Origin of the sequence: Arthrobacter rhizophilus (assembly GCF_026241105.1) — a bacterium.
In the GTDB taxonomy this organism is placed as follows: Bacteria; Actinomycetota; Actinomycetes; order Actinomycetales; family Micrococcaceae; genus Arthrobacter.
Window position 1 is genome coordinate 66,460 of the sequence record NZ_JAPFFT010000004.1, and the last position, 21,493, is coordinate 87,952.

Genomic DNA, 21,493 nt, shown 5'->3' on the forward strand with positions numbered 1-21,493 from the left:
CTCTTACAGGGCTTCCGTGGTGCGGACAAACTGAACGCAAACGCAGAAGCGAACGCCCCTTTGCGAACTAACACAGGAGAACCCTTGAACACGATCGAGCACTGGATCAATGGCAGCTACGTCCCGGCCGGGGAACGCACCGCCCCCGTGAGTAACCCCGCCACGGGCAAGGTCACGGCGCAGGTCGCCTTGGCCAGCACGGAAGACGGCAACGCCGCCGTCGCCGCCGCCAAAGCCGCTTTCCCCTCGTGGCGCGATACTTCCCTCGCCCGCCGCACCCAGATCCTGTTTTCTTTCCGAGAGCTGCTGAACTCCCGCAAGGAAGAACTCGCCGCGATCATCACCTCGGAGCACGGCAAGGTCCTGGACGACGCCCTGGGCGAAGTCACACGTGGCCAGGAAGTCGTGGAGTTCGCCTGCGGCATTCCGCATCTCCTCAAGGGCAGCTACACGGAGAATGCCTCCACCAAGGTGGACATCCACTCCATCCGCCAGGCCCTCGGTCCGGTGGCCATCATCAGCCCCTTTAACTTCCCCGCCATGGTGCCCATGTGGTTCTTCCCTATCGCCATCGCCGCCGGAAACACGGTGATCATCAAGCCCAGCGAAAAGGTCCCCACGGCAGCCGTCTGGATGGCCGAACTCTGGAAGGAAGCGGGTCTGCCGGATGGCGTCTTCAACGTCCTGCAGGGCGACAAAGTGGCCGTTGACACGCTCCTGACCCACCCCGACGTCAAGGCTGTCTCCTTCGTCGGCTCCACCCCGATCGCCAAGTACGTCTACGAAACCGCTACGGCCAATGGCAAGCGCGTCCAGGCCCTGGGCGGCGCGAAGAACCACATGATCGTGCTGCCCGACGCCGATTTGGACCTCGCCGCCGACGCCGCGATCAACGCCGGCTTCGGCTCCGCGGGCGAGCGTTGCATGGCCATTTCGGCGTTGCTGGCCGTGGGCGACATCGCCGATTCCCTGGTGGCCAAGATCGCCGAACGCTCCCGGAGCCTTCGGACCGGCGACGGACTCCGCGGCTGCGACATGGGTCCGTTGGTCACGGCCCAGCACCGGGACAAGGTGGCTGGCTACGTCGACGCCGGTGAAGCGGCAGGTGCCACGCTCGTCGTCGACGGCCGCTCGGTGTTGCCCGACGCCGAGGGCGAGGGCTTCTTTGTCGGCCCCACCCTGTTCGACAACGTCACCACCGACATGTCCATCTATCGCGACGAAATCTTCGGCCCGGTGCTCTCCGTGGTCCGGGTGGACAGCTATGACGAAGCCCTCGCCACGATCAACGCCAACCCCTACGGCAACGGCACCGCGATCTTCACGAACGACGGCGGCGCGGCCCGCCGCTTCGAGAACGAAGTGGAAGTGGGCATGGTGGGCATCAACGTGCCCGTACCCGTCCCCATGGCCTACTACTCCTTCGGCGGCTGGAAGAACTCGCTTTTCGGCGATACCCACGCGCACGGCACGGAGGGCGTCGGATTCTTCACCCGCGGCAAGGCCGTCACCACCCGTTGGCTGGATCCGAGCCACGGCGGCATCAACCTCGGCTTCCCCCAGAACAACTGATTCTCGCCACCCGAAAGGATTTCCGTTCATGACTTCCACGATTGAAAACGGCCGGTTTCCCTACAGCACCGAGCCGCGCACCGCCGTCGACGCCGCCGCCGCTGCTGCCGCGGCCCGGCGGGCGTACGAACTGGACCGCAAGCACGTGTTCCACTCCTGGTCCGCCCAGGATCTGCTGGACCCCATGGTCATCTCCGCCGCCGAGGGCTCGTACGTGTGGGACGGCGAGGGCAACAAGTACCTCGACTTCTCTTCCCAGCTGGTCAACACCAACATCGGACACCAGCACCCCGCCGTCGTCGCCGCCATCGCGGCCCAGGCCGCGAAGCTGTGCACCATCGCACCCAGCTACGTCAACGAGGCCCGCTCCGAGGCAGCACGCCTCATCGCCGGACGGACCCCTGGCGAACTCAACAAGATCTTCTTCACCAACGGCGGCGCGGATGCCAATGAGCACGCCGTCCGCATGGCCCGGCTGCACACCGGAAAGCAGAAGGTCCTCTCCGCGTACCGCTCCTACCATGGGGGCACCCAGCTGGCCATCAACATCACGGGCGACCCCCGCCGTTGGCCCAACGACACCGGCTCCACTGGCACCGTCCACTTCTTCCCGCCCTATCTCTACCGCACGGCCTTCCACTCCACCACGGAAGAGGAAGAGAGCCAGCGCGCCCTGGAGCACCTCGAGCAGCTCATAGCCTTCGAGGGGGCATCCACCATCGCGGCACTCATCCTGGAATCGATCCCCGGAACGGCCGGAATCTATGTGCCGCCGGCAGGGTACATGCAGGGCGTCCGCGAACTCTGCACCAAATATGGCATCGTGTTCATCGCCGACGAGGTCATGGCCGGCTTCGGCCGCACCGGCAAGTGGTTCGCCGTCGAGCACTTCGACGTCGTCCCGGACCTGCTCACCTTCGCCAAGGGCGTGAACTCCGGCTACGTGCCGCTGGGCGGGGTGGCCATCAGCCCGGAGATCGCGGCGACATTCGGCAAGCGCGCGTACCCCGGCGGGCTGACCTACTCCGGCCACCCCCTGGCTACCGCGGCAGCCGTCGCCACCATCAACGCCATGGAACGCGAAGGCATCGTGGAACACGCCGCCTTGTTAGGCAAGACGGTAATCGGGCCGGCGCTGGCCGGCTTCGCCGCACGGCACAAGTCGGTGGGCGAGGTCCGCGGCAAGGGCGTCTTCTGGGCCATCGAGTTGGTTCGCGACCGTGAAACCCGCGAACCTTTGGCCGCTTACGGTTCCTCAAGCCCGGAAATGAACCAACTCGTGGCCGCCTGCAAGTCCCGCGGACTCATCCCCTTCGCCAATTTCAACCGCATCCACGTGGTTCCCCCGTGCAACATCAGCGTGGAGGACCTCAAGGCCGGCCTGGCAATCCTGGACGACGTGCTGGACATCGCCGACGGCCTGGTTCCCTAGCGGCTGTGGTTCCCTAGTGATCCTCGCTCACATATAGGCCCCTTTCCGGCGACGCTCGCTCACATATCGCGTCAAAATACCCGATCCTCCTGCACACATGGGGCATAAGACGGAATCCCTCCTGCACTACATGTGCACGAGGGATTCCGTTTTGCAACTCAAAAGTGAGCGAGCGTCAGGCGGGCGCGGGCGCTAGCCTGCCGCCGTCAAGAACGACTTGAGCAACGGGCCACTGGTGGTAGCCCCGAGGCCGCCGTCCTCGACGAACACTGCCACTGCCAGATCGCCGTGGACCGCAACGATCCAGGCGTGCGTCTTGGGCGGGTTGTCCTTTCCGAATTCCGCCGTCCCGGTCTTAGCGCCCACCGGTGCGCCAGGCACTGAGGCTAGGAATCCGGCATGGCCGGAGGTCACCACTGCACGCATCATGTCGCCCAGGGCGGCAGCCTCTGCCGGAGTAACCGGCTTGTCGGAAGCCGCCGACGCGGTGGGAGTAGCCGACGACGACGCCGAGCCGGGGGCCGTCGTCGTGGCACCGGCGGAGGGCGAACCTGAGCCGGGGTTCAGGACGAGTTGCGGCGACACCGGCGCGCCGCGGGCGACCGAGGCGGCCATGATGGCTGCGGCAAGCGGGGAAAGCAGCACTTTACCCTGGCCAATCATCGAAGCAGCGTGTTCGGTGCCGTCAGCGCTTCCCGGGACCGAGCCCAGGAAGGCATCGGCCCCCAGCTTCGGCGCCTGGACGGCCAGCCCAAGGGAGGTTGCCGCGGATTCGAGCTGGGCCTGGCTGACCTTGTCTCGGGCATTGATGAAGGCTGTGTTGCATGAATGCGCAAAAGCGTCCCGCAAGGCGACTGAACCCAAAGACGACGCTGGATAACCTTCGGCGTTCTTGAAGGTCCGGCCATCCACCGTAATAGTTGGCGTGCACTCAACCTTGGAATCCGGTGTCATTCCATTGCGGATCATGGCAAGGGAATCCACGATCTTGAACGTCGAGCCCGGCGCGTACTGGCCCAGCATTGCCGTGTTGTATCCGTTGCTTCCAGGCCCGGAAGCGGCCGCAAGGACTGCGCCGGTGGACGGGCGGAGCGCCACGATGGCCGAGGCGGGGCCAACTCCTGACAAGGTGTCCTCCGCGAGTTGCTGCAAGCGCGGATCCAGGGTGGTTTTCACCGGCTCGCCGGGCTTCGCGTCAACGGCAAAGAGCACTCGACGGGGATCGGGCTTCGCGGCCTTGATCTGGTCGTCGGTCATGCCTTGAGGCCGGGCCTTGATGGAAACTCCATCGTGGCCTCGGAGTTGGGTGTCGTATTGTTCCTCCAGGCCGCCAGTCCCGACGATGTCTCCCAGTTTGAGGGCACCCCCGGCCTTTTGGATCTGTTCGGCGCTGGCCTCTGCCGCGGTACCCAACACAGCGCGGGCGAAGGTGCGGGTCGGCGCCAAAGGCAGGGAATCAGGGACGGCACGGGCACCCGGAATTGACGCAAGCTGCTGGTCGGTGATCGTCCGGCCGTCCTGACGGAGGGTGATGGCACTGGCGAAGGCTTGCGGGCCGGACGCCTGGACCTGTTTCACGTACGCGGCTTCGTCCACACCGACCAGTTGGGCGAGCTTCGCCGCCGAAACAGCAGGATCCGCCGATCCGATCATGGTCTTGTCGATGCCGACGTAGACCACGGGACGGTAGCTGATCAATTTGGCGTCCCCGGCACCAAGGAGCTCGGCCCTTGATGGCGCTGTCACCGTCTTGTCCAGGACTTCACCGTCCTTGATGTCGGGCTCCAGAAGTGCCGAAGTCCATTGGACGGCCCATTTGTCGCCCGATTTCTTCAGCGCAGCCTGGGAGGTGTACTTCCACTCTGCGGTTCCGATCTTCCACGTGTAGTTGAGCGGGAAGGTGGCTTTGTCGCCGTCGAGCTTCACCGCTCCGCTTTCGACGGAAGGTTTGGCTGGGTCGAGGGCTGCGAACACAGCCTTGAGCTGCTCATTCGCCGCGGCGGCGTCCTTGCCGTCAACGGCGAGCGAGCCGACGTCGAGGGCTGCCAAGGAGGAAGCGAGCTGCTTGGCCGCGCCTTCTGCCCCGGAACGGCCGTCATCGCACGCGGACAGCGAGCCAGCAATCATCAGGGCTGCAAGCCCTAGGACAAGATTTTTGGTTTTCCCCACTTGCGACATTATGCCTTCCACGCTTGGCTCTCGACATTTGTGGCGCGAAAACCTGCCCGACCAGCCCGAATCACCGTGCGAGCTATTGGCCCCGGATGATCCTGCGCTGTGTTGCCACCGCGATGGCCGCCGTCCGGTTGTCCACGCCCAGCTTGGCGTAGATGTGCACCAAGTGCGTCTTCACCGTGGCCTCGGAAATGAAGAGCTGCTTGGCCATCGCACGGTTGCTCATGCCGGTGGCGAGGAGCTCCACAAGTTGGACCTCACGGGTGCTCAGGGCGGCCGCTGGGTTTCGGATCCGTCCCATGAGGCGCGCCGCAATCTCGGGCGCGAGTGCTGTCTGGCCCGCCGCTGCAGACACTACGGCTTGCCGGATTTGTTCTGGCGGTGCGTCCTTCAGCATATATCCGCTCGCACCGGCCTCCACCGCGGCGAGGATGTCGGCGTCGTTGTCGTAGGTGGTCAGGATCAGGACCGGTGGCGGGGGAGTCCCGGCCTCACCGGCCTTGATCTTGCCGGTGGCCGTGACGCCGTCCATCCCCGAGCCCATTTGCAGATCCATGAGGACCACGTCCACGGGCTCGCCGAGGGTATGGAGCTTCGAAAGTTCTGCCAACGCGGCGCCGCCGTCGGAGGCTTCGGCCACAACGCTGACGCCCTCGAAGTCGGCAAGCATAGCCCGGAGCCCCGCCCGGACCACGGGATGGTCATCCACCAGCAACACCCTGATGTTGTCGGTCAGTGGGATGCCTCCTCAGCTCGGTCCCTGGCACCCAGCGGCAGCCGGATAGCCACCACGGTCCCCTCCCCGGGAGCAGACTCGACGCCGAGCGTTCCGCCCAGGGCTCCAAGACGCTCGCGCAGGCTCTTGAGCCCGACGCCGGTTCCGTCACCACGCGCTTCCGCGGCAGCTGCCGCGACGGGATCGAAACCCGCACCGTCGTCGAACACGTCCATGGTCACCTCGGCGTCCAGAAAAGACAGGGTAACGACGGCGGTGTTCGCGTGCGCGTGCGCCCACACGTTCGCCAGCGAAGACTGTGCGGCGCGCAACAAAGTGGTTTGGTATGGATTGGGCAACGGCACCGGCGTGCCCTGAAGCTCGAAGCGGCAGCGCAGCATGGCTCCACGCGCAGCGGCCTCGGCCTCGGTCTTCGTGCAGAGACGCCGCAAGGTATCGGCCAGGCCAGACTCCTCCAGCTCCGGCGGCCGCAGCCCCCGGACAAAATTGCGCGCCTCCGCCAGGTTGCTGGCCGCAGTTTCGCGGACGGTCCTAAGGCGATCACGGGCCGCAGCGTCGTCACCAGCGTCGAGGGCTTTCTCCGCCGAACGTCCCATCAGGACGATGCTCGAGAATCCCTGGGCCAGGGTGTCGTGGATTTCGCGGGCGAGCCGTTCGCGCTCAGCCAGCACACCGGCGTCGTGCTGGCTGCGTGCCAGTTCGGCCCGGGTGCGGCGCAATTCCTCCGCGGCGAGGCGTTGGTTCTCCCCCTCGACGTAGAGCGCCCGATACGCCAGCCCGGTGACCACCGCGAACGCGGCACCCAAAACCGGACCAAGGACCATGGGAAGTTGCAAGGCATCCGCACCGGCGCCGCGATTGTGGAACCACATGGCTGCGATCAGGAGCGCAGTGCTGGCAGCTATTGCCGGCAGGGCCAATCGCCGCGGCAAAACGTGCAGTTGCAGGAAGAACAACGGGAAGGCCATCCACGCAAAGTCTGGACTGATGAGCATCAGCAGCAGCCACAGGAAACAAACGACGGCGAGCCACCACCACGCGTAGGGCTTCGGATCGAGGCGCTTGGGATTGAGGGCGTGCCTCTTCTCAAGGAACGTCCCCACGAGGTAGACGGCCGCCAGCAACAGGGCAAGTACCAGGCCTGCCGCGGTAGCCAGTGGCGAAAGGCCCGCGGCCACAAGCCTCAGGACGGCGACCAACAAAAGCACGGCAAAGCCAACGTGCAGGCTGACGCGCAGGACCCGCAAAATCACGGCAGCGCCACTGGGCTGTGCCGTGACACTCGGCTGTGCCGTGACACCGGGCCGCGCCGCGGCTTGAGTTAAATCGGCTCCCTGCATGCCCTCCAGAGTAGCCCCGCCCGCCGACACTTTTGCCCCGATTCCCCGGTGTTCGGGCCCAATCAACCAAACGGTTGATCCGCGGGTCAACCAAGGCGATCGAACGGATCCATCAGCTTCCCGATGCCTTGCGCTCGGTCCCGTCGGAGAGTTGAAACAGGACCAGAAGATCGCCTCAACGGCACCGAACAAAGGAATCAAATGTTTCTCGCCTTGCGCGACATCCGCTTCGCCAAGGGCCGCTTCGCCCTGATGGGAAGCGTCGTCGCCCTCATCACGCTCCTCCTCGTCATGCTCTCCGGACTCACCGCGGGCCTCGGCAACCAGTCAACCTCGGCAATCGCGGCCCTCCCGGCGCAGCAAATCGTGTTCGGCGCGCCCGCCGGCGGCGAGGCCAAGGCGTCCTACACGGAATCGGAAGTCTCCGGCAAACAGCTTGAGGCATGGCGAAACCGGGCTGGTGTTGCCGCTGCCGAGGCCCTTGGCGTCACGCAGACGCGATTCCAGTCCCTCGATTCGTCCAACAATGCTGCCGGCACAGCCAACGTTGCGGTCTTCGGGGCCGACGCCGGTATCTCACCCGTTCCGGTCAAGGACGGCGAAGTGGTGGTCGGGAACTCGTTGGCGAAGGAACTCTCGCTGAGTCCCGGGAGCCGGGTCACGGTCGGCGGTACCGGCCTGACGGTCTCCGCGATCACGCAGGATGAGTGGTATTCCCACACGGGCGTCGTCTGGACCGCCCGCTCCACGTGGCAGAAGCTCGCACATATTCCTTCCGGGGCAACCATCGGAACAGTTCTCGCCGTGACGTACGACGCCGGGGCCTCCGTGGACGTCGATGCCGCCAATGCGGCGGCCGGCACGGTCAGCGCCGGCCCCAATGGCTCGTTCCAGGCCCTCGGTTCCTACAAAAGCGAAAACGGCTCCCTCATGTTGATGCAAGCATTCCTGTACGGCATCTCGGCACTCGTCATCGTGGCGTTCCTGACTGTCTGGACGGTCCAGCGCACGCGCGACATTGCTGTGCTCAAGGCGATGGGTGCCTCGTCCGGCTACGTGGTGCGGGACGCACTGGTCCAGGCGGGAATCGTCTTGCTCGCAGGCGCGGGCCTGGGTGGTGGGCTTGGCGTGCTGGGTGGATTCTTCGCAGCTCAAGCCGCCCCGTTCCTGGTGACTCCGCTAACCACGCTCCTGCCCATCGCCGGGATTGTCCTCCTGGGCTTGGCGGGCGCTGCCCTTGCCGTCCGGAGCATCACCACAGTGGATCCACTCATCGCCCTCGGCGGCAACTAGAGCCAACCCATCCCTTCAGCATATATTCTGCGAAAGGTATATTCATGAATCCCGTACTCAACCTAGTCAACGTCACCCTGGAGTACCCGGACGGAGACTCCACCCTCAAAGCCCTGGACGCTGCGGATCTCAGCGTGGACGCAGGCGAATTCTTCTCCCTCGTGGGACCGTCCGGCTCCGGAAAATCCTCTCTTCTGGCGGTGGCAGCTACACTGGTCCGGCCAAGCTCAGGGCTCGTCGTCATCGACGGCGTGGATGCCACCGAACTCAAGGACGCCGAACTCACTTCCTTGCGCCGGGAGAAGGTGGGCATCATCTTCCAGCAGCCCAACCTCCTGCCTTCCCTGACCGCCGTCGAGCAGCTGATCATCGGCCACCACCTCCGGGGGAAGCCGACCAAAGCGGCACGCACGCGCGCCACGGAACTGCTCGACGTCGTCGGCCTCGGCGCTTCACTCAACAAACGGCCGCACCAGCTCTCTGGCGGACAGCGGCAGCGCGTGAACATTGCGAGAGCGCTCATGGGCCACCCCAGAATATTGCTCGTCGACGAACCCACAGCAGCGCTGGATCACGAGCGCAGCGAATCGATCGTGCGGTTGCTGCGTCAGGTCACGGACGAGTTCGCCACGGCAACGGTCATGGTGACGCACGATACCGAGTTCCTGCCGTTCACCGACTCAGTTGCAACCATGCGGGACGGGCGCCTTGGCTCTGGTGCACCCGTTGGCGCACCCAACTAACTCGCAGTTGTTGTCGTTATAGGCCGTCAAAACGACACCTAATGCGAGCCAGTTAGGGAAAGAGCGTCCGGGTCAGCCCCCGAGGACGGCCTCGTCCTTGGCATCGTCATAGGCGTCGCGGGCCTCAAGGATGCTGGGTACGTGGTCCTCCGCCCAGAGGCGCAGGAGGGTCAGTGGTTCCAATAAGGACGTTCCGAGTTCTGTCAGTTCGTAGTCGACGCGTGGCGGCACCTGGGCGTGGACGGTCCGCGTGATGAGGCCGTCGCGTTCGAGGGTACGAAGGGTCTGGGTCAGTACCTTGGGCGTCACCACGTGGACCATTTTGCGAAGCTCGGAGAAGCGGATGGGACCGTCTGCGAGGACCTGGACAACCAGCGAGGCCCATTTGTCGCCGATGCGTTGGAAGATCACACGGGACGGGCAATCAGGGTCCAAGACGTTTGCCGGCAGTTCATTGGTATCCATGAGGTAACTAAGTTCCTTTGAAACTATCAGTATCAAATAGATACTCTTTTCGTATTGCAAGGATAGCAACCCAAGGAGAGTCATGAAAATCGCAGTGTACGGCGCAACAGGCATGGTCGGAAGCCAGATCGTCAACGAGTCACTCACCCGTGGCCACGAAGTCACCGCCATCTCCCGCAAGGGCTCGGAGGTCCCTGGAGCGAAGTCCCTCGCCGCCGATCAAGCTGATGGCCAGAGTTTCGCGGAGATCGCCAAAGAGCACGACGCCGTCATCCTCGCCACCGGGCCGAGCCGCACCGGCGGAGACCACGGAGAGTGGCTTGCAGCGATGGACACCGCCTACACCAATGCCGAAGGCACGCGCCTCATGATCGTCGGCGGCGCCGGTACCCTTGTGATCGACGGCGTCCGCCTCCTCGATTCGCCTGACTTCCCGGAGGCCTACAAAGCCGAGGCCACCACCGCGGCCGCAGCCTTCGCCGCCGTCAAGGAAGCCCCGGAGAGCCTGGACTGGACCGTGCTGGCACCGGCACCCGTCATCCAGCCCGGCGAACGCACGGGCAACTACTCCACCGCCGAGGATTCCCCTGCGGGCAACAGCATCTCAACCCAGGACTACGCCGTCGCCATGCTGGACGAGATCGAGACCCCGGCCCACCGCCGCGCACGTTTCACGGCAGCCAACTAACCTCACGCTCGCTCACGTCTGTCGGCCTCCAACCCGACGCTCCTGCAGATATAGGGGCCTCCAACCCGACGCTCCTTCAGATATGACGGCCTCCAACCAGACCCTCCTGCACATGATCTGCAGCAGCGTTCCGTCGTTTGGGCTCATACCTGAGCGAGCGTCGGCCGGGAGGGCCACACATGTGAGCGAGCGTCGGGGCGTCGTCATGCAGCTAGGCCCAGCCCGGGTACCCGCAGGTCGAATATGTCTTTCAAGGCATGTTTGGCTGCGTGGTAACCGGGCATTCCTGTCACTCCAGGCCCCGGCGGCGTGGACGATGAGCACAGGTACACGCCAGGCAGCGGCGTCCGCCACGGCACCGGTGAAAGCACGGGACGCTGGAGCAGTCCCCGAATGTCCATCAGTCCCGCGCTGAAGTCTCCGCCCACATAGTTCGCGTTGTACTCGGCCAAGCTTGCCGCCGTCGTCGTTTTCCAGCCGACCACCACATCCCGGAAGCCTGGTGCGAATTCCTCGATCCTTGCCATGACGGCCTCGGCCATGTCCACGGTTGACCCTTTGGGCACGTGGCAATAGGACCAGAGAATGTGCCGCCCAGCAGGAGCGCGCCCGGGATCCACGATCGATGGCTGGGCCACAAGCACATACGGTTTCCCGGGGTGCCGGCCAGCAGTTACCAAGTTCTCGGCCTCAGCCATGGCGGCTCGTGTGCCACCAACGTGCACGGTCCCGGCGCCAGCAAGCCCCGGCGCGGCCCACGGAACCGGGCCGGACAGGATGAAGTCAACCTTGCACGCCGCATTCCCGAAGCGGAATGTTTCCAGCGCGCGCCGGTAGCGTCCCGGAAGTGCCGAACCGGCCATGCGCAGCAGGCCCGTGGGTGCAACGTCCAACAAAATGGCCTTAGCAGGCCGCAACTCCTCCAAGGAATCGATCTCCACGCCGGTCTCAATCACCCCGCCGTGGGCCTCGATGTCGCGGGCCATCGAGTCCGCTATCGCCGCCGAGCCGCCAACCGGGATGGGCCAGCCACCGGCATGCGCCAGCGCTCCCAACAAGAGTCCCGCCCCCGCTGCGGCGAACGAGGGCAACGGCGCCACAGCATGGGCCGCGACACCGCTCAAGAGTGCGGGAGCCGCATCCCCCGTGAAACGCCGGTTCCACCACGGCGAACCCTGCTCGAGGGTCGCCAACGCAAATCGCAGTGCGGCCACGGGATTCGCCGGTACTCTCAGCAGTTGGTTCTGAGTTACGTCCAGCACCCCGCCTAGGTGCTCCACCAACGGCCCCATCAGGCGGGCAAAAGCGGCTCCGTCGGCCCCGAGTTCAGAAGCCGTCCGCTCCAGCGAGCGGTAGGCGAGAGCTGCACGGCCGCCGTCGAGCGGGGTGCCGTACTGAACCTCCGGCAAACGTAGCTCCACGCGCCGATCGAGTTCAAAATCCCGGAAGAATCGCGAAGCCAGCGCCATCGGGTGGACCGCGGAACAGACGTCGTAGACATGGCCCGGTTCCAACAGTTCGGCAGTGCGGGTCCCGCCCCCGATCGTCCCCGCAGCCTCGTAGACCCGGACAGCCAGGCCAGCGCGCGCCATGACCACCGCTGCAGCCAAGCCATTCGGTCCGGAGCCGACGACGGCGACCTCAGCCATCGCGTTCGGCCTCGCCTTTCGCGGAAGTGATTGAGTCCTGGTTGGGCTGCCGCCGTTCAGGGAACGAGGCAACGTGGCGCCAAGGCAGAACCGATACGGCAGGGTTCTTGAGGTCCACCCGGAACCAATCCTTGGCACCGTTGAACACCCCTCCATGGGGATCGTCCTCGCCTTGGATCCGAAGGGGGTCCAGATTTGGTTCCCAAATGTCCCACGCAATCCTCAACATCAAATATGCCGTCGCGGCCATATGCAGCATCACGGCCATGACGTAGTACGGCATGTCGATGTTGTTCTGCACGGGGCCGCCGCTGCTGGTCTGGCCCAAATACATCCAGGTGGCGGTCCAATGCAGAGCCTCGGCAGCCTGCCAGAGCAGAAAGTCGCGCCAACGTGGCCGAGCCAAAGCCAGCAACGGCACGAGCCACAGCACAAACTGGGGCGAATAGACCTTGTTGCTCAAGATGAATGCAGCCACTATCAGGAAGGTCAGTTGGGCAAGCCGGGGGCGCCGCGCCGCCGTCAAAACCAATCCCGCAATCAAGACGCACGCAAGGAGGAACACGTTGAATGCCAAGGCGTTGGTGGCTTCCGGACCAAGTTGGACAAGGTGCAGGCGGTCTGCCACTAGGTTGTAGGCGAACCACAACGAGCTGTATCCGGCCGGACGGTCCTGGGTGAAGTCGAAAAAGTACCGCCAGCCGGCTGGGTTGACGGCGGCGATCGGGATATTAACCGCAAGCCAGGCCGCTGCCGCCGAAACGCTCGTGGCAAAGAAGACCTTAAACCGGCCGCTGCGTAGCGCCAGCAGAAAGACTGCGCCCAGGATGAGCACCGGGTAAAGCTTGGTGGCGGTGCCCAGACCGATGAACACGCCGGCCAGGAAGGGACGTTCCTTCGCGAAGAAATACATCCCCACTGCGAGCATGGCTACGGCCCACATGTCCCAGTTGATGAAGCCGGCCAGCACGATCCCAGGGGCCAGGGCCACCATGGTTGCGTCCCAGGGCCGGCGTCGGTTGATGCGCGCGGTAGCCAGGACAGCCACGATCCACAGGGCCACAATCAAGGTGGCATTCACATCGAAGTAGCCCAAGATCCGTTCCGGGCTGGCACCATGACCAGGTACCAACCATTCAGTAGCACCGGCTATCAGCCCGGCGATCACGGGATACTCGAAGAGGCTTTTCTGATCGAAGAACGGAAAGACGCCATCGGCGAGGCCTCGGCTGCGGAAGAGTTCGGGGAAATCCGAGTAGCACGTGGCGTAGAACTGCTGGGGTGCCTGCCAACCGTTGACCCTGCAATAGCCCTTGATCAGGATCGCCAGCAATGCGGCAACGATCGTGAGGATGATCAGGACGCGTTCAACGGTGAAGAATCCGGGGGAGATGGCTCCAGGAGAGGAACGCCGGCCGAGGGGTCCTCCGATTAGTTCGGTGAAGTTCCTCAGCAAGGAGTCGCTACGGCTGGGAACCACAAAGCTCGCAGGCTTTTGCTGGATGTGCGGCTTGGTCTCCTGCATGCAATCGAGCTTACCTTCAGCCGCGCCGGACGGCGTCGAGTCCGGCTCGCCCCGAGCCCCGCCCCAGCCGAGCTCCGCCGAGCCTCACCCCAAGTCCGCCCCGAGCCCGCTCGCCCCAACTGCCCGCCCCGAGCCCGCCCGATGAAGTCCTTAAAAGGCGGAAGCCCACGCATAGCCGCGTGGGCTTCCGAGGCGAACGGTCCGATGTGTGCCATCAGTCCCTCCTGAATTGCAGTGGTGGGGACACTCAGCGGATGATTCCCATTTGGTGCAGGACGACGTAGACGTCTTCCCTGCGCTGATCCAGCAGTTGTCCGTTGAAGAGAGTCCTGTCTTTGACGACAGGTTTGCCGTTGAAGACCATCAGGTCCTTTAGGCGCTTGGCCATGGTGGTGTCACCTCCTTTCGTTGTGGAAGAGAATTGCCCGAATTCGGACATGACAATTAAGTCCCCTGAATTCGAAAGAAAACAGGGGAGGAAATAGGCACGTGAATGCCGGCAATGATGGGCCGGATTAAGCGGATTGTTAGAATGACCGTGGATAGTACCGGAGCATGGAGTTCCGTTACGTGGTATCCAGGGGGCAGCCGTCCCCAACAAGAAGCTGGTTCCGAACTATGAGGAAACTGCGCACCACGTCAATCGCGTGATACCGCTCAATGGCAGGCCCAACTCGGATCCTGATTGCACCTTGAAGCGCCCCAATAATCAGGGGCGGAAGTGCATCAGGAGAGGTTAGGCCGCAAAACGGCGTCGAGCAGCGAAGGCCGGGGTGCCAGCAACGGTCATCTTCCATCCGCTAGTCAAAGTAATCATTTTCCCAACCTCCTTTTCTGCTTTGGCACCACCGCAGCTGACTTGCTGGGTAGTGCACGCCTTAATCCCGGCGGATCGCTCTGGGATCAAAAATAAAGTTACACCATGAATCGTGCTGTTGACCAGCCAATTACAAACAATTTATAAATTAATTCCTCTTACAGTCCCCAGCGAAGAATTGCCGGCGTCCGCTTGTCCCATCCCAAGGTACAAACTTTGGCTGTTCCCAGGACAAAGTGGCGCCCTTCCCTGGCATCCAATTCAAGCCAACGGGCCGTGAGGATGCGGGAGAAATGGCCATGGGCAACAATCAGGACGTTGTCCATCCCGGACTCCAGGACGCGGGCGATGATCTTGTCGGCACGGGCCGCCACGGAGTCGAGCGTCTCTCCGTTGGGGACGCCATCGAACCAGATGAGGTAGTCCGGGTTGTCCTTGCGGATGAGGTCCGAGCTGATCCCTTCGTAATCTCCGTAATTCCACTCCACGGCCAGCGGCTCGTGGACAGCGTCGGGGAAACCGGCCAGCTCCGCGGTACGACGGGCTCGGCGCAGCGGGGAAGTCAGGACGAGGTCGAAGTCGATGCCTTCCAGGATCTTGCGCGCTTCCACGGCCTGCTGCTCGCCTTCCACCGTCAACGGGAGATCGGTCAATCCCGTGTACTGGCCACTCTTGGACCATTCGGTCTCCCCGTGGCGCATGATCCAGAGCTGTGGCCGGGCGGGCTTGGCTGCTTCGTTCACTTAGGACTCCTCTGGTTCGGCAATGCCGGCATGGGCATCGACGGATGGTTCCGATGAAAGTTCGACGGCGGACTCGGGCTGCTCTGCCCACCACGCCAAAAGCTTGGATTCGGCGTCCTCCGGGGACGACGGACCGTTTTCCATGCGCTCTTCCAGCAGGAACTTGTAGGCCCGTCCAACCGCGGGCCCGGGCCTGAGTCCCAGCAAAGCCATGATGCGCGCTCCATCCAAGTCCGGGCGGATGGCATTGAGCGATTCCTGTTCGGCCAGGACGTCAATCCGTTGCTCAAGGTCATCGTAGGCAAAGGAGAGCCGCTCTGCCTTGCGTTGGTTACGCGTAGTGACATCTGAGCGGGTCAGTCGATGCAGGCGCTCCAGCAGGGGTCCTGCATCTGCCACGTAGCGGCGGACGGCGGAATCGGTCCAGCCCGCATCCCCGTATCCGTAGAAGCGCATGTGCAGCTCGACGAGCCGCGCCACGGCCTTGATCGTGTCGTTGTCGAAGCGCAAGGCTTTCATGCGCTTCGCGGTCAGCTTCGAACCGACCATGTCGTGGTGGCGGAAGCTCACCGCGCCGCCCGGTTCGAACCGGCGCGTAGCCGGCTTCCCGACGTCGTGCATTAACGCGGCGAAGCGCAATACAAAGTCCGGCCCAGGTACCGGGCCATCCGAACCGGTCTCAAGCGACGCGGCCTGCTCCAGGACTTGCAGGGAATGCTGGTAGACGTCTTTGTGCCGGTGGTGCTCATCGGCTTCAAGGCGCAACGCAGAGACCTCGGGCAGGACGAACTCCGCCAGGCCGGTGTCGACTAGGAGGTCGATTCCCGCCCGCGGATTCGCGCCATTGATGAGCTTGACGAGTTCCTCGCGCACGCGTTCGGCGGAAATGATCTTGATCCGCTCAGCCATTCCGGACATGGCGAGGCGGACGTCGTCGTGCACTGCAACGCCAAGCTGCGCCGCGAAGCGGGCGGCCCGCATCATGCGCAGCGGATCATCGGAGAACGACGATTCGGGGGATCCCGGGGTAGCAAGCACCGAGGCGTGGAGATCGCGCACCCCGCCGAACGGATCCACGAGCTCGAGGGAGGGCAGCCTGAGCGCCATGGCATTGATGGTGAAGTCGCGGCGGAGGAGATCGTCCAGCAGCGACGAGCCGAAGGCCACCACCGGCTTGCGGGAGGCCGCATCGTAGGCCTCGGCGCGGTACGTGGTGATCTCAATCTGGAAGCCGGACTTCTTCATTCCGATCGTTCCGAAGGCTCGGCCAATCTCCCAGAAATTGTCCGCCCACCTCTTGATGATGGAAAGCGTCTGGTCCGGAGTGGCGTCAGTGGTGAAATCCAGGTCCGGGGAGACGCGTCCCAGGAAGAGGTCCCGCACCGGCCCGCCCACCAGCGACAGTTCGAATCCAGCGTCCACGAACCGCTGACCGAGGTCCAGGACCACTGGATCCATCTGGAAATTGACTGAAGAACTGTCCAATACTTGCGCCATAGTTCCTTAAGCTTGTCAGATTTCACGGCGCCATCACACCGATCGTCGTCATTACAGGGAGACACAGCGCGATTGCGCGATTACAGCACCGGGATCACGGCCGAACGCCATCCGCACGTCACCGTGAGTCCATGTCCCGGTCATCACCAACGGGCAAGAGTCGTTAGAGTGGACTTCATGGCCAACCCGATCCCGAGTGCTCCTGGCAGGAGGACGAATGCACCATTGCCGTCGGCAATTGGTGCTCACGTCGCGCCCGCTCCGCACACGGCCCAGGCCGCCCTTCCGACCGTGGAGGAGGTCTCTGCCGGCGGCGTCGTAGTGGACACGTCCGACGGCGAACTGAGGGTTGCGATCATCGCCCGCCTTAATAGGGGTGGCCGGCTTGAGTGGTGCCTGCCGAAGGGACATCCGGAAGGCAAGGAAAACAACGAGGAAGCCGCAGTCCGCGAGATCGCCGAAGAGACCGGAATCGAAGGCAACGTCCTGGCTCCACTCGGAAGCATCGACTACTGGTTCACCGTGAGCGGGCACCGTGTACACAAAACCGTGCACCATTTCCTGCTCCGCGCCACGGGCGGCGAGCTGACCATCGAGAACGATCCCGATCAAGAGGCCATAGACGCAGCTTGGGTTCCCCTCCAGGATCTGGCACGCAAGTTGTCCTTCCCCAATGAGCGGCGCATCGCGGATCTGGCCCGGGAAGTCCTGCCCGAACACCTCTAACGCGGCGTTTCACACCGCCTAACGCCGGTTTGACGCAACAGGCAGCCCGGCTCATGGGACGATAATGACAATGTCTGCCGCCAAATCAACCCAGTCAGTCCAGTCCGGAGAAACCCGTTCCAGCGCCGTCATGGCCGCCGGCACGCTCGTTTCACGGTTTCTCGGCTTCGCCAAAACGTGGATGCTTGGCGCCGCGCTCGGCCTGGGATCGACGGTCAATGACACCTTCATCAATGCCAACAACCTGCCCAACCTGATCTTCCTTCTGGTGGCCGGTGGCGTTTTCAATGCGGTGCTGGTGCCGCAGATCATCAAAGCCAGCAAGGGACCGGACCGGGGCGCGGACTACATCAGCCGGCTGCTGACTCTGGCTGTGTTGGTTCTCCTGACACTGACAGCATTGGTCACGCTAGCCGCACCGATCGTCATCGACCTCACCACCCAGGGCTATTCGCCACAGCAAAAATCGATCGCGGTGACCTTCGCCTTCTATTGCCTGCCGCAGATCTTCTTCTACGGTTTGTACGCGCTCCTGACCCAGATACTCAACGCCAACGGCGCCTTCGGTCCCGCCATGTGGGCGCCGATCCTGAACAATGTGGTGGCCATCGCAGGACTGGGCATGTTCATCTGGATCCTCGGTGCCAACAACACCAACCCCCACACCCTGGACAACTGGGGGCCCTTCCAAACCTTCCTGATTGCGGGTTTCTCCACCGTGGGTGTGCTCGCCCAGACGGCCATACTGCTCATCCCGGTGATCCGCTTGCGGCTCGGTCTCCGGCCCCGCTTCGGCTGGCGGGGCGTGGGCCTGGGCCAGGCAGCAAAGCTGAGCGTCTGGACGCTCCTGACCGCCGCCGTCGGGCAGCTCGCTTTCCTCTATGTCATGAGGATCGCCACCATTCCCGGATCCGAGCGCCTCCGCCTCGAGCACGCGCAAGACCCGGCCGCAGCCACGCTTCCCGGTAACGCGGTCCTGGAAGTCGCCAGCCAGCTTTACCTGCTGCCGCACTCGATCATCGCGTTGTCGCTCGCTACCGTGTTGTTCAACCGCATGACCCGTGCCTCCCAAGCCGGCAACAAAGCCGAGTTGCGTGAAGCGCTTTCCCACGGACTGCGGACCATGGCCGTCGCCACCGTTTTCGGGGCGCTGGCACTCTTTGCCCTCGCCGGCCCGCTGGGCATGTTCTTCTCCGGCGGGAAGCCCCAGGACGGTGTCATGCTGGCACAGACGCTCACGATCCTCGCGTTGAGCACACCGTTCATGAGTGCCAACTTCATGATGTCCCGCGTGTTCTACGCCAATGAGGACGCCAGAACCCCGTTCTACATCCAACTCATGTTGGCGCTACTGAACGTTGTAGGCGCGTTCATCATCCAGTTCCTGCCGGTCGCCCAGATCATCTTCGCGATCGCCGTCCTGTACACCCTCGGCAACATCCTTTCCGTGGTCATCAGCGTCTGGTTCCTGAGGCGCCTCCTCGGCCATGTGGACGGCCCCCGGATTGCCAACTCCTACATCCGCATGGGCTACGCGGCCCTAGGCTCGGCGGTCGCCGGCGCTTTGGCCCTGTGGTTACTCGGCAGCTACCATGCCGATGGTTTCGCCTGGAGCAGCAGGCCTGCCGCCTTGGTGACGGTGATCGTCGTCGGGCCCGTCATGCTGCTTGCTTACCTCTTCCTGCTGCGCCTCTTCCATGTCAGCGAACTGCGCGACCTGCTCCTGCCCGTGCTTGGCCGCCTCGGACGGGGCGTTCCGGTGGCACCAGAGCCGTCCGCCAGCGAAACGCCAACCCCGACGCCGGTTCGCGCCACAGTGTCCGACGATACCGGGCTCATTCCGCGCATCTCGGGCGAATTCGACGCAGCGTCGTTCCGCGCCGGTCCCGCCTTGGAAACCCTCCCGTCCAAGCACGGGAGGGATGCGGGCCATGATTCCGACGGCATTGCCGATGCGGCCATTGCGGAGGGGCAAGGCAAGGTGGATGCCTGGTCCGATGTCGAGAAGTCCTACCTGCCGGACGAGGACCTCCCCAGCACCGCCCAAGGAGGCGCGGGCCGCCCGGGCATTCCGCTACCTGGCCGCCGCACCTATCAGGGCCCGCTGGGAAACAACCCCTATTTCCGCGGTGGACCTCAGCGCAAACAGTGACGCATCGGCGCAAACCGGGGGCCAGAACGGCCCAATCCGCTAGGATCAGAAACTAATACAGGTAGTTGCAGACCACGGGTCACCCGGCTGGCCGGATCCCGTATTCAGGACCCGCAGCTTCCGGACAGTCTAGGAGGAACCCGTGTCCCACCCGATCGATGTCGGATCAGTGCTTGGCGGCCGCTACAAAGTCACAGCCACCGTGTTGACTTCGCACGACCAAGATCTGGTGCTCGACGGCGTCGACCAGGTCCTTAACAGGCCCGTCAGTATTCTCGTGGCCGGCCCCGGAAACGCCGATCAAGTTGCCAAGAGCGCCCGGGAAGTAGCCACCGGTGAACGGCCCGGGCACGTCCAGATCCTCGATCTCGGCGTCAGCGACAGCACCACGTACCTCATCACGAACCACAGCAGTGCTCCTGATCTGTTGGACCTCGTGGTGGCCACCAACCCGCCGTACGTCGAGCCGTTCTTCACGGACACGCTCGGAAGCGAGATCTTCGGCCAAGCCCGGTCCCGCGAGCCCGAAACCTACGACGGACTGTACGACGACGAAGAGCACGACGCCGAGTACATCAATTACGACGACGACGAGCCCAATCCGGCCGGTGCATCGCAAGCAGCAGCAGCACCCGCCGAAGACAAGCGCCGCCCGGTGGTTCCTCCCTTGCCTGCCAGCCGGCCCGCTTCGGCCCCAGGTGGCATTGGTTCCCGCATCGCCGCTGCGGCAGCTGGAGCAGGGGCAGCGGCCGCTGCTGCTGTGAAGGGTTCCGGCACCGGCAAGCCAAACAGCGACGACGGCCAGCGCACGCGTGCAGCCACCGCCTCCACCGAGGCGTCTTCGACCGTACAGCCGAACCAGACCGCCCCCCAGCAAATCCAGAAGGGGCCCGCAACACAGGCCGTTCCAGCGTCGACTCCTCCTGCGCCGGCGTCTGCGAGCCCTTCCCAGGACGCCAAGGTCTCGCTCTGGTCCGAGGACGACTACGGTTTCGTCAACGACGACGCCGCCACCTCCCGTGGTGCCGCCGGCGCTGCTGCAGGCGGCGCTTCGGGCGGGTACAACCGGGGCGCGTCGAGTTTCCCGGCCACGGCCCGGGAGCAAGCGGATCCGCTTGACGAGGACGAATACTACGACGACGAGCCCGTACGCGAGCCCCGTTCCTTCCGGTGGCTGGTGGGTGGCGTCCTCGCCGCCGTCCTGATCGTCGGATTGATACTTGCGGTCACCAACCTCGGTAGTCTCATCCCGGGCGGCACTCCCGCGGCCAAGCAGTCCACCCCGGCGTCTCAAACAGGATCCGGACAGCCGAGCAGCACCGAGTCGGCCACAGCCGTTGCGGCACCGCCAGTCATTGATGGTGTCACCCGCATGGGCGATTTCGAGTTTGCGGCGAGCTATGACAAAGACTTGGTCAAGGCCTTCGACGGCAACGCCGCGAGCTACTGGTCAGACATGGAGTTCGCCACGGCAGACTGGGGTGGACTCGCACCTGACGGAGTTTCCCTGCTGGTCAAGCTCAAGGCGCCCGCGCAGGTCAAGTCCGTCACACTGAGCCAGTTGGGTGCTTCCGGTGGAAACATCAGCGTTTACACCAACGATCGTCCGGCGATGGACGGCGCCAAGCTGGTAGGCACCAACAGCTTCACCTCTCCGGAACTCACCATGCCGCTCAGTACCCCCGCAACAGCCCAGTACGTGATCATCTCCATCAAATCGCTGCCTAAGCTGACCGCGCCCAAGACCCGCTACGGTTTCGGCCTACGCCTCGCCGAGATCAAGGTCCAGTAAATCCACGGTCCAGTAGTTGACGGCAAGGGCCGTCAACTCAGGTAACGGAGCCTGCGTCCTTCCATGACCCGCGCCACCAGACGGTACCCTGAATGGTGGTGGATATCAGGGTCCCCGGAAACGCCGGAATATTCGACGCCGCCATGGG

The 21,493-nt window shown here is 63.9% G+C and carries 17 protein-coding genes; 8 read left to right on the plus strand and 9 right to left on the minus strand.

What is annotated here, in order from left to right:
• Positions 1–84: 84 nt before the first annotated feature.
• Both OOZ51_RS05425 and OOZ51_RS05430 read left to right on the plus strand, forming a co-directional pair.
• Positions 85–1,572 (plus strand): CoA-acylating methylmalonate-semialdehyde dehydrogenase, encoded by a 1,488-nt coding sequence (locus OOZ51_RS05425; RefSeq protein ID WP_265978150.1) that lies wholly within the window; start codon positions 85–87, stop codon positions 1,570–1,572.
• A 28-nt stretch (positions 1,573–1,600) separates the two neighbouring features.
• Positions 1,601–3,004 carry an aspartate aminotransferase family protein gene (locus OOZ51_RS05430; RefSeq protein WP_265978151.1) on the plus strand — a complete coding sequence of 468 codons (1,404 nt, stop codon included), beginning with the start codon at positions 1,601–1,603 and terminating at the stop codon, positions 3,002–3,004.
• Positions 3,005–3,196: 192 nt separating this feature from the next.
• Here OOZ51_RS05430 and OOZ51_RS05435 read toward each other — a convergent pair whose 3' ends face one another.
• The 3 genes from OOZ51_RS05435 to OOZ51_RS05445 all read right to left on the minus strand — a co-directional run bounded on the left by OOZ51_RS05435 (position 3,197) and on the right by OOZ51_RS05445 (position 7,255).
• Entirely contained in the window at positions 3,197–5,182 is a 1,986-nt protein-coding gene (locus OOZ51_RS05435; RefSeq protein WP_416346346.1) for a penicillin-binding transpeptidase domain-containing protein, read from the minus strand.
• 73 nt (positions 5,183–5,255) lie between these two features.
• Positions 5,256–5,915 (minus strand): response regulator, encoded by a 660-nt coding sequence (locus OOZ51_RS05440; RefSeq protein ID WP_265978286.1) that lies wholly within the window; start codon positions 5,913–5,915, stop codon positions 5,256–5,258.
• Positions 5,912–7,255: a sensor histidine kinase gene (locus OOZ51_RS05445; RefSeq protein ID WP_265978154.1), complete on the minus strand. Its 1,344-nt coding sequence runs from the start codon at positions 7,253–7,255 to the stop codon at positions 5,912–5,914. The genes OOZ51_RS05440 and OOZ51_RS05445 overlap by 4 nt, the downstream gene beginning before the upstream one ends.
• A gap of 201 nt (positions 7,256–7,456) precedes the next feature.
• On the opposite strand from OOZ51_RS05445, the gene OOZ51_RS05450 reads away from it, so the two are divergent.
• Both OOZ51_RS05450 and OOZ51_RS05455 read left to right on the plus strand, forming a co-directional pair.
• Complete coding sequence (locus OOZ51_RS05450) at positions 7,457–8,548, plus strand: ABC transporter permease (protein WP_265978156.1); 1,092 nt, start codon at positions 7,457–7,459, stop codon at positions 8,546–8,548.
• A gap of 44 nt (positions 8,549–8,592) precedes the next feature.
• On the plus strand, positions 8,593–9,291 hold the full coding sequence (locus OOZ51_RS05455; RefSeq protein WP_265978157.1) for an ABC transporter ATP-binding protein: 699 nt from the start codon (positions 8,593–8,595) through the stop codon (positions 9,289–9,291).
• A gap of 72 nt (positions 9,292–9,363) precedes the next feature.
• Here OOZ51_RS05455 and OOZ51_RS05460 read toward each other — a convergent pair whose 3' ends face one another.
• Complete coding sequence (locus OOZ51_RS05460; protein ID WP_265978158.1) at positions 9,364–9,756, minus strand: winged helix-turn-helix transcriptional regulator; 393 nt, start codon at positions 9,754–9,756, stop codon at positions 9,364–9,366.
• Between the two features lie 82 nt (positions 9,757–9,838).
• Between OOZ51_RS05460 and OOZ51_RS05465 the strand changes: the two genes are divergently transcribed.
• Positions 9,839–10,444, plus strand: coding sequence for an NAD(P)-dependent oxidoreductase (locus OOZ51_RS05465; protein WP_265978159.1), 606 nt, complete (start codon positions 9,839–9,841; stop codon positions 10,442–10,444).
• A gap of 203 nt (positions 10,445–10,647) precedes the next feature.
• Here the strand turns inward: OOZ51_RS05465 and OOZ51_RS05470 are convergent, their stop codons facing one another.
• The 5 genes from OOZ51_RS05470 to OOZ51_RS05490 all read right to left on the minus strand — a co-directional run bounded on the left by OOZ51_RS05470 (position 10,648) and on the right by OOZ51_RS05490 (position 16,675).
• The gene (locus OOZ51_RS05470; protein ID WP_265978160.1) at positions 10,648–12,093 is read right to left on the minus strand and encodes a phytoene desaturase family protein; all 1,446 of its coding nucleotides are present in this window, start codon (positions 12,091–12,093) and stop codon (positions 10,648–10,650) included.
• On the minus strand, positions 12,086–13,618 hold the full coding sequence (locus tag OOZ51_RS05475) for a glycosyltransferase family 87 protein (protein ID WP_265978162.1): 1,533 nt from the start codon (positions 13,616–13,618) through the stop codon (positions 12,086–12,088). Before OOZ51_RS05475 ends, OOZ51_RS05470 begins: the two co-directional genes overlap by 8 nt.
• Before the next feature lie 247 nt (positions 13,619–13,865).
• Complete coding sequence (locus OOZ51_RS05480) at positions 13,866–14,006, minus strand: hypothetical protein (RefSeq protein ID WP_265978164.1); 141 nt, start codon at positions 14,004–14,006, stop codon at positions 13,866–13,868.
• 587 nt (positions 14,007–14,593) lie between these two features.
• The gene (locus tag OOZ51_RS05485; RefSeq protein WP_265978165.1) at positions 14,594–15,178 is read right to left on the minus strand and encodes a histidine phosphatase family protein; all 585 of its coding nucleotides are present in this window, start codon (positions 15,176–15,178) and stop codon (positions 14,594–14,596) included.
• A complete protein-coding gene (locus OOZ51_RS05490) occupies positions 15,179–16,675 on the minus strand; it encodes a CCA tRNA nucleotidyltransferase (RefSeq protein ID WP_265978166.1) in 1,497 nt (498 codons plus the stop codon).
• A 225-nt stretch (positions 16,676–16,900) separates the two neighbouring features.
• Here OOZ51_RS05490 and OOZ51_RS05495 point away from each other — a divergent pair, with 225 nt between their 5' ends.
• From OOZ51_RS05495 to OOZ51_RS05505, 3 genes are all read left to right on the plus strand, one after another.
• On the plus strand, positions 16,901–17,401 hold the full coding sequence (locus tag OOZ51_RS05495) for an NUDIX hydrolase (RefSeq protein ID WP_265978167.1): 501 nt from the start codon (positions 16,901–16,903) through the stop codon (positions 17,399–17,401).
• Positions 17,402–17,471: 70 nt separating this feature from the next.
• A complete protein-coding gene (murJ, locus tag OOZ51_RS05500; RefSeq protein ID WP_265978287.1) occupies positions 17,472–19,553 on the plus strand; it encodes a murein biosynthesis integral membrane protein MurJ in 2,082 nt (693 codons plus the stop codon).
• 142 nt (positions 19,554–19,695) lie between these two features.
• Positions 19,696–21,345: an ABC transporter substrate-binding protein gene (locus tag OOZ51_RS05505; protein WP_265978168.1), complete on the plus strand. Its 1,650-nt coding sequence runs from the start codon at positions 19,696–19,698 to the stop codon at positions 21,343–21,345.
• Positions 21,346–21,493: the final 148 nt, after the last annotated feature.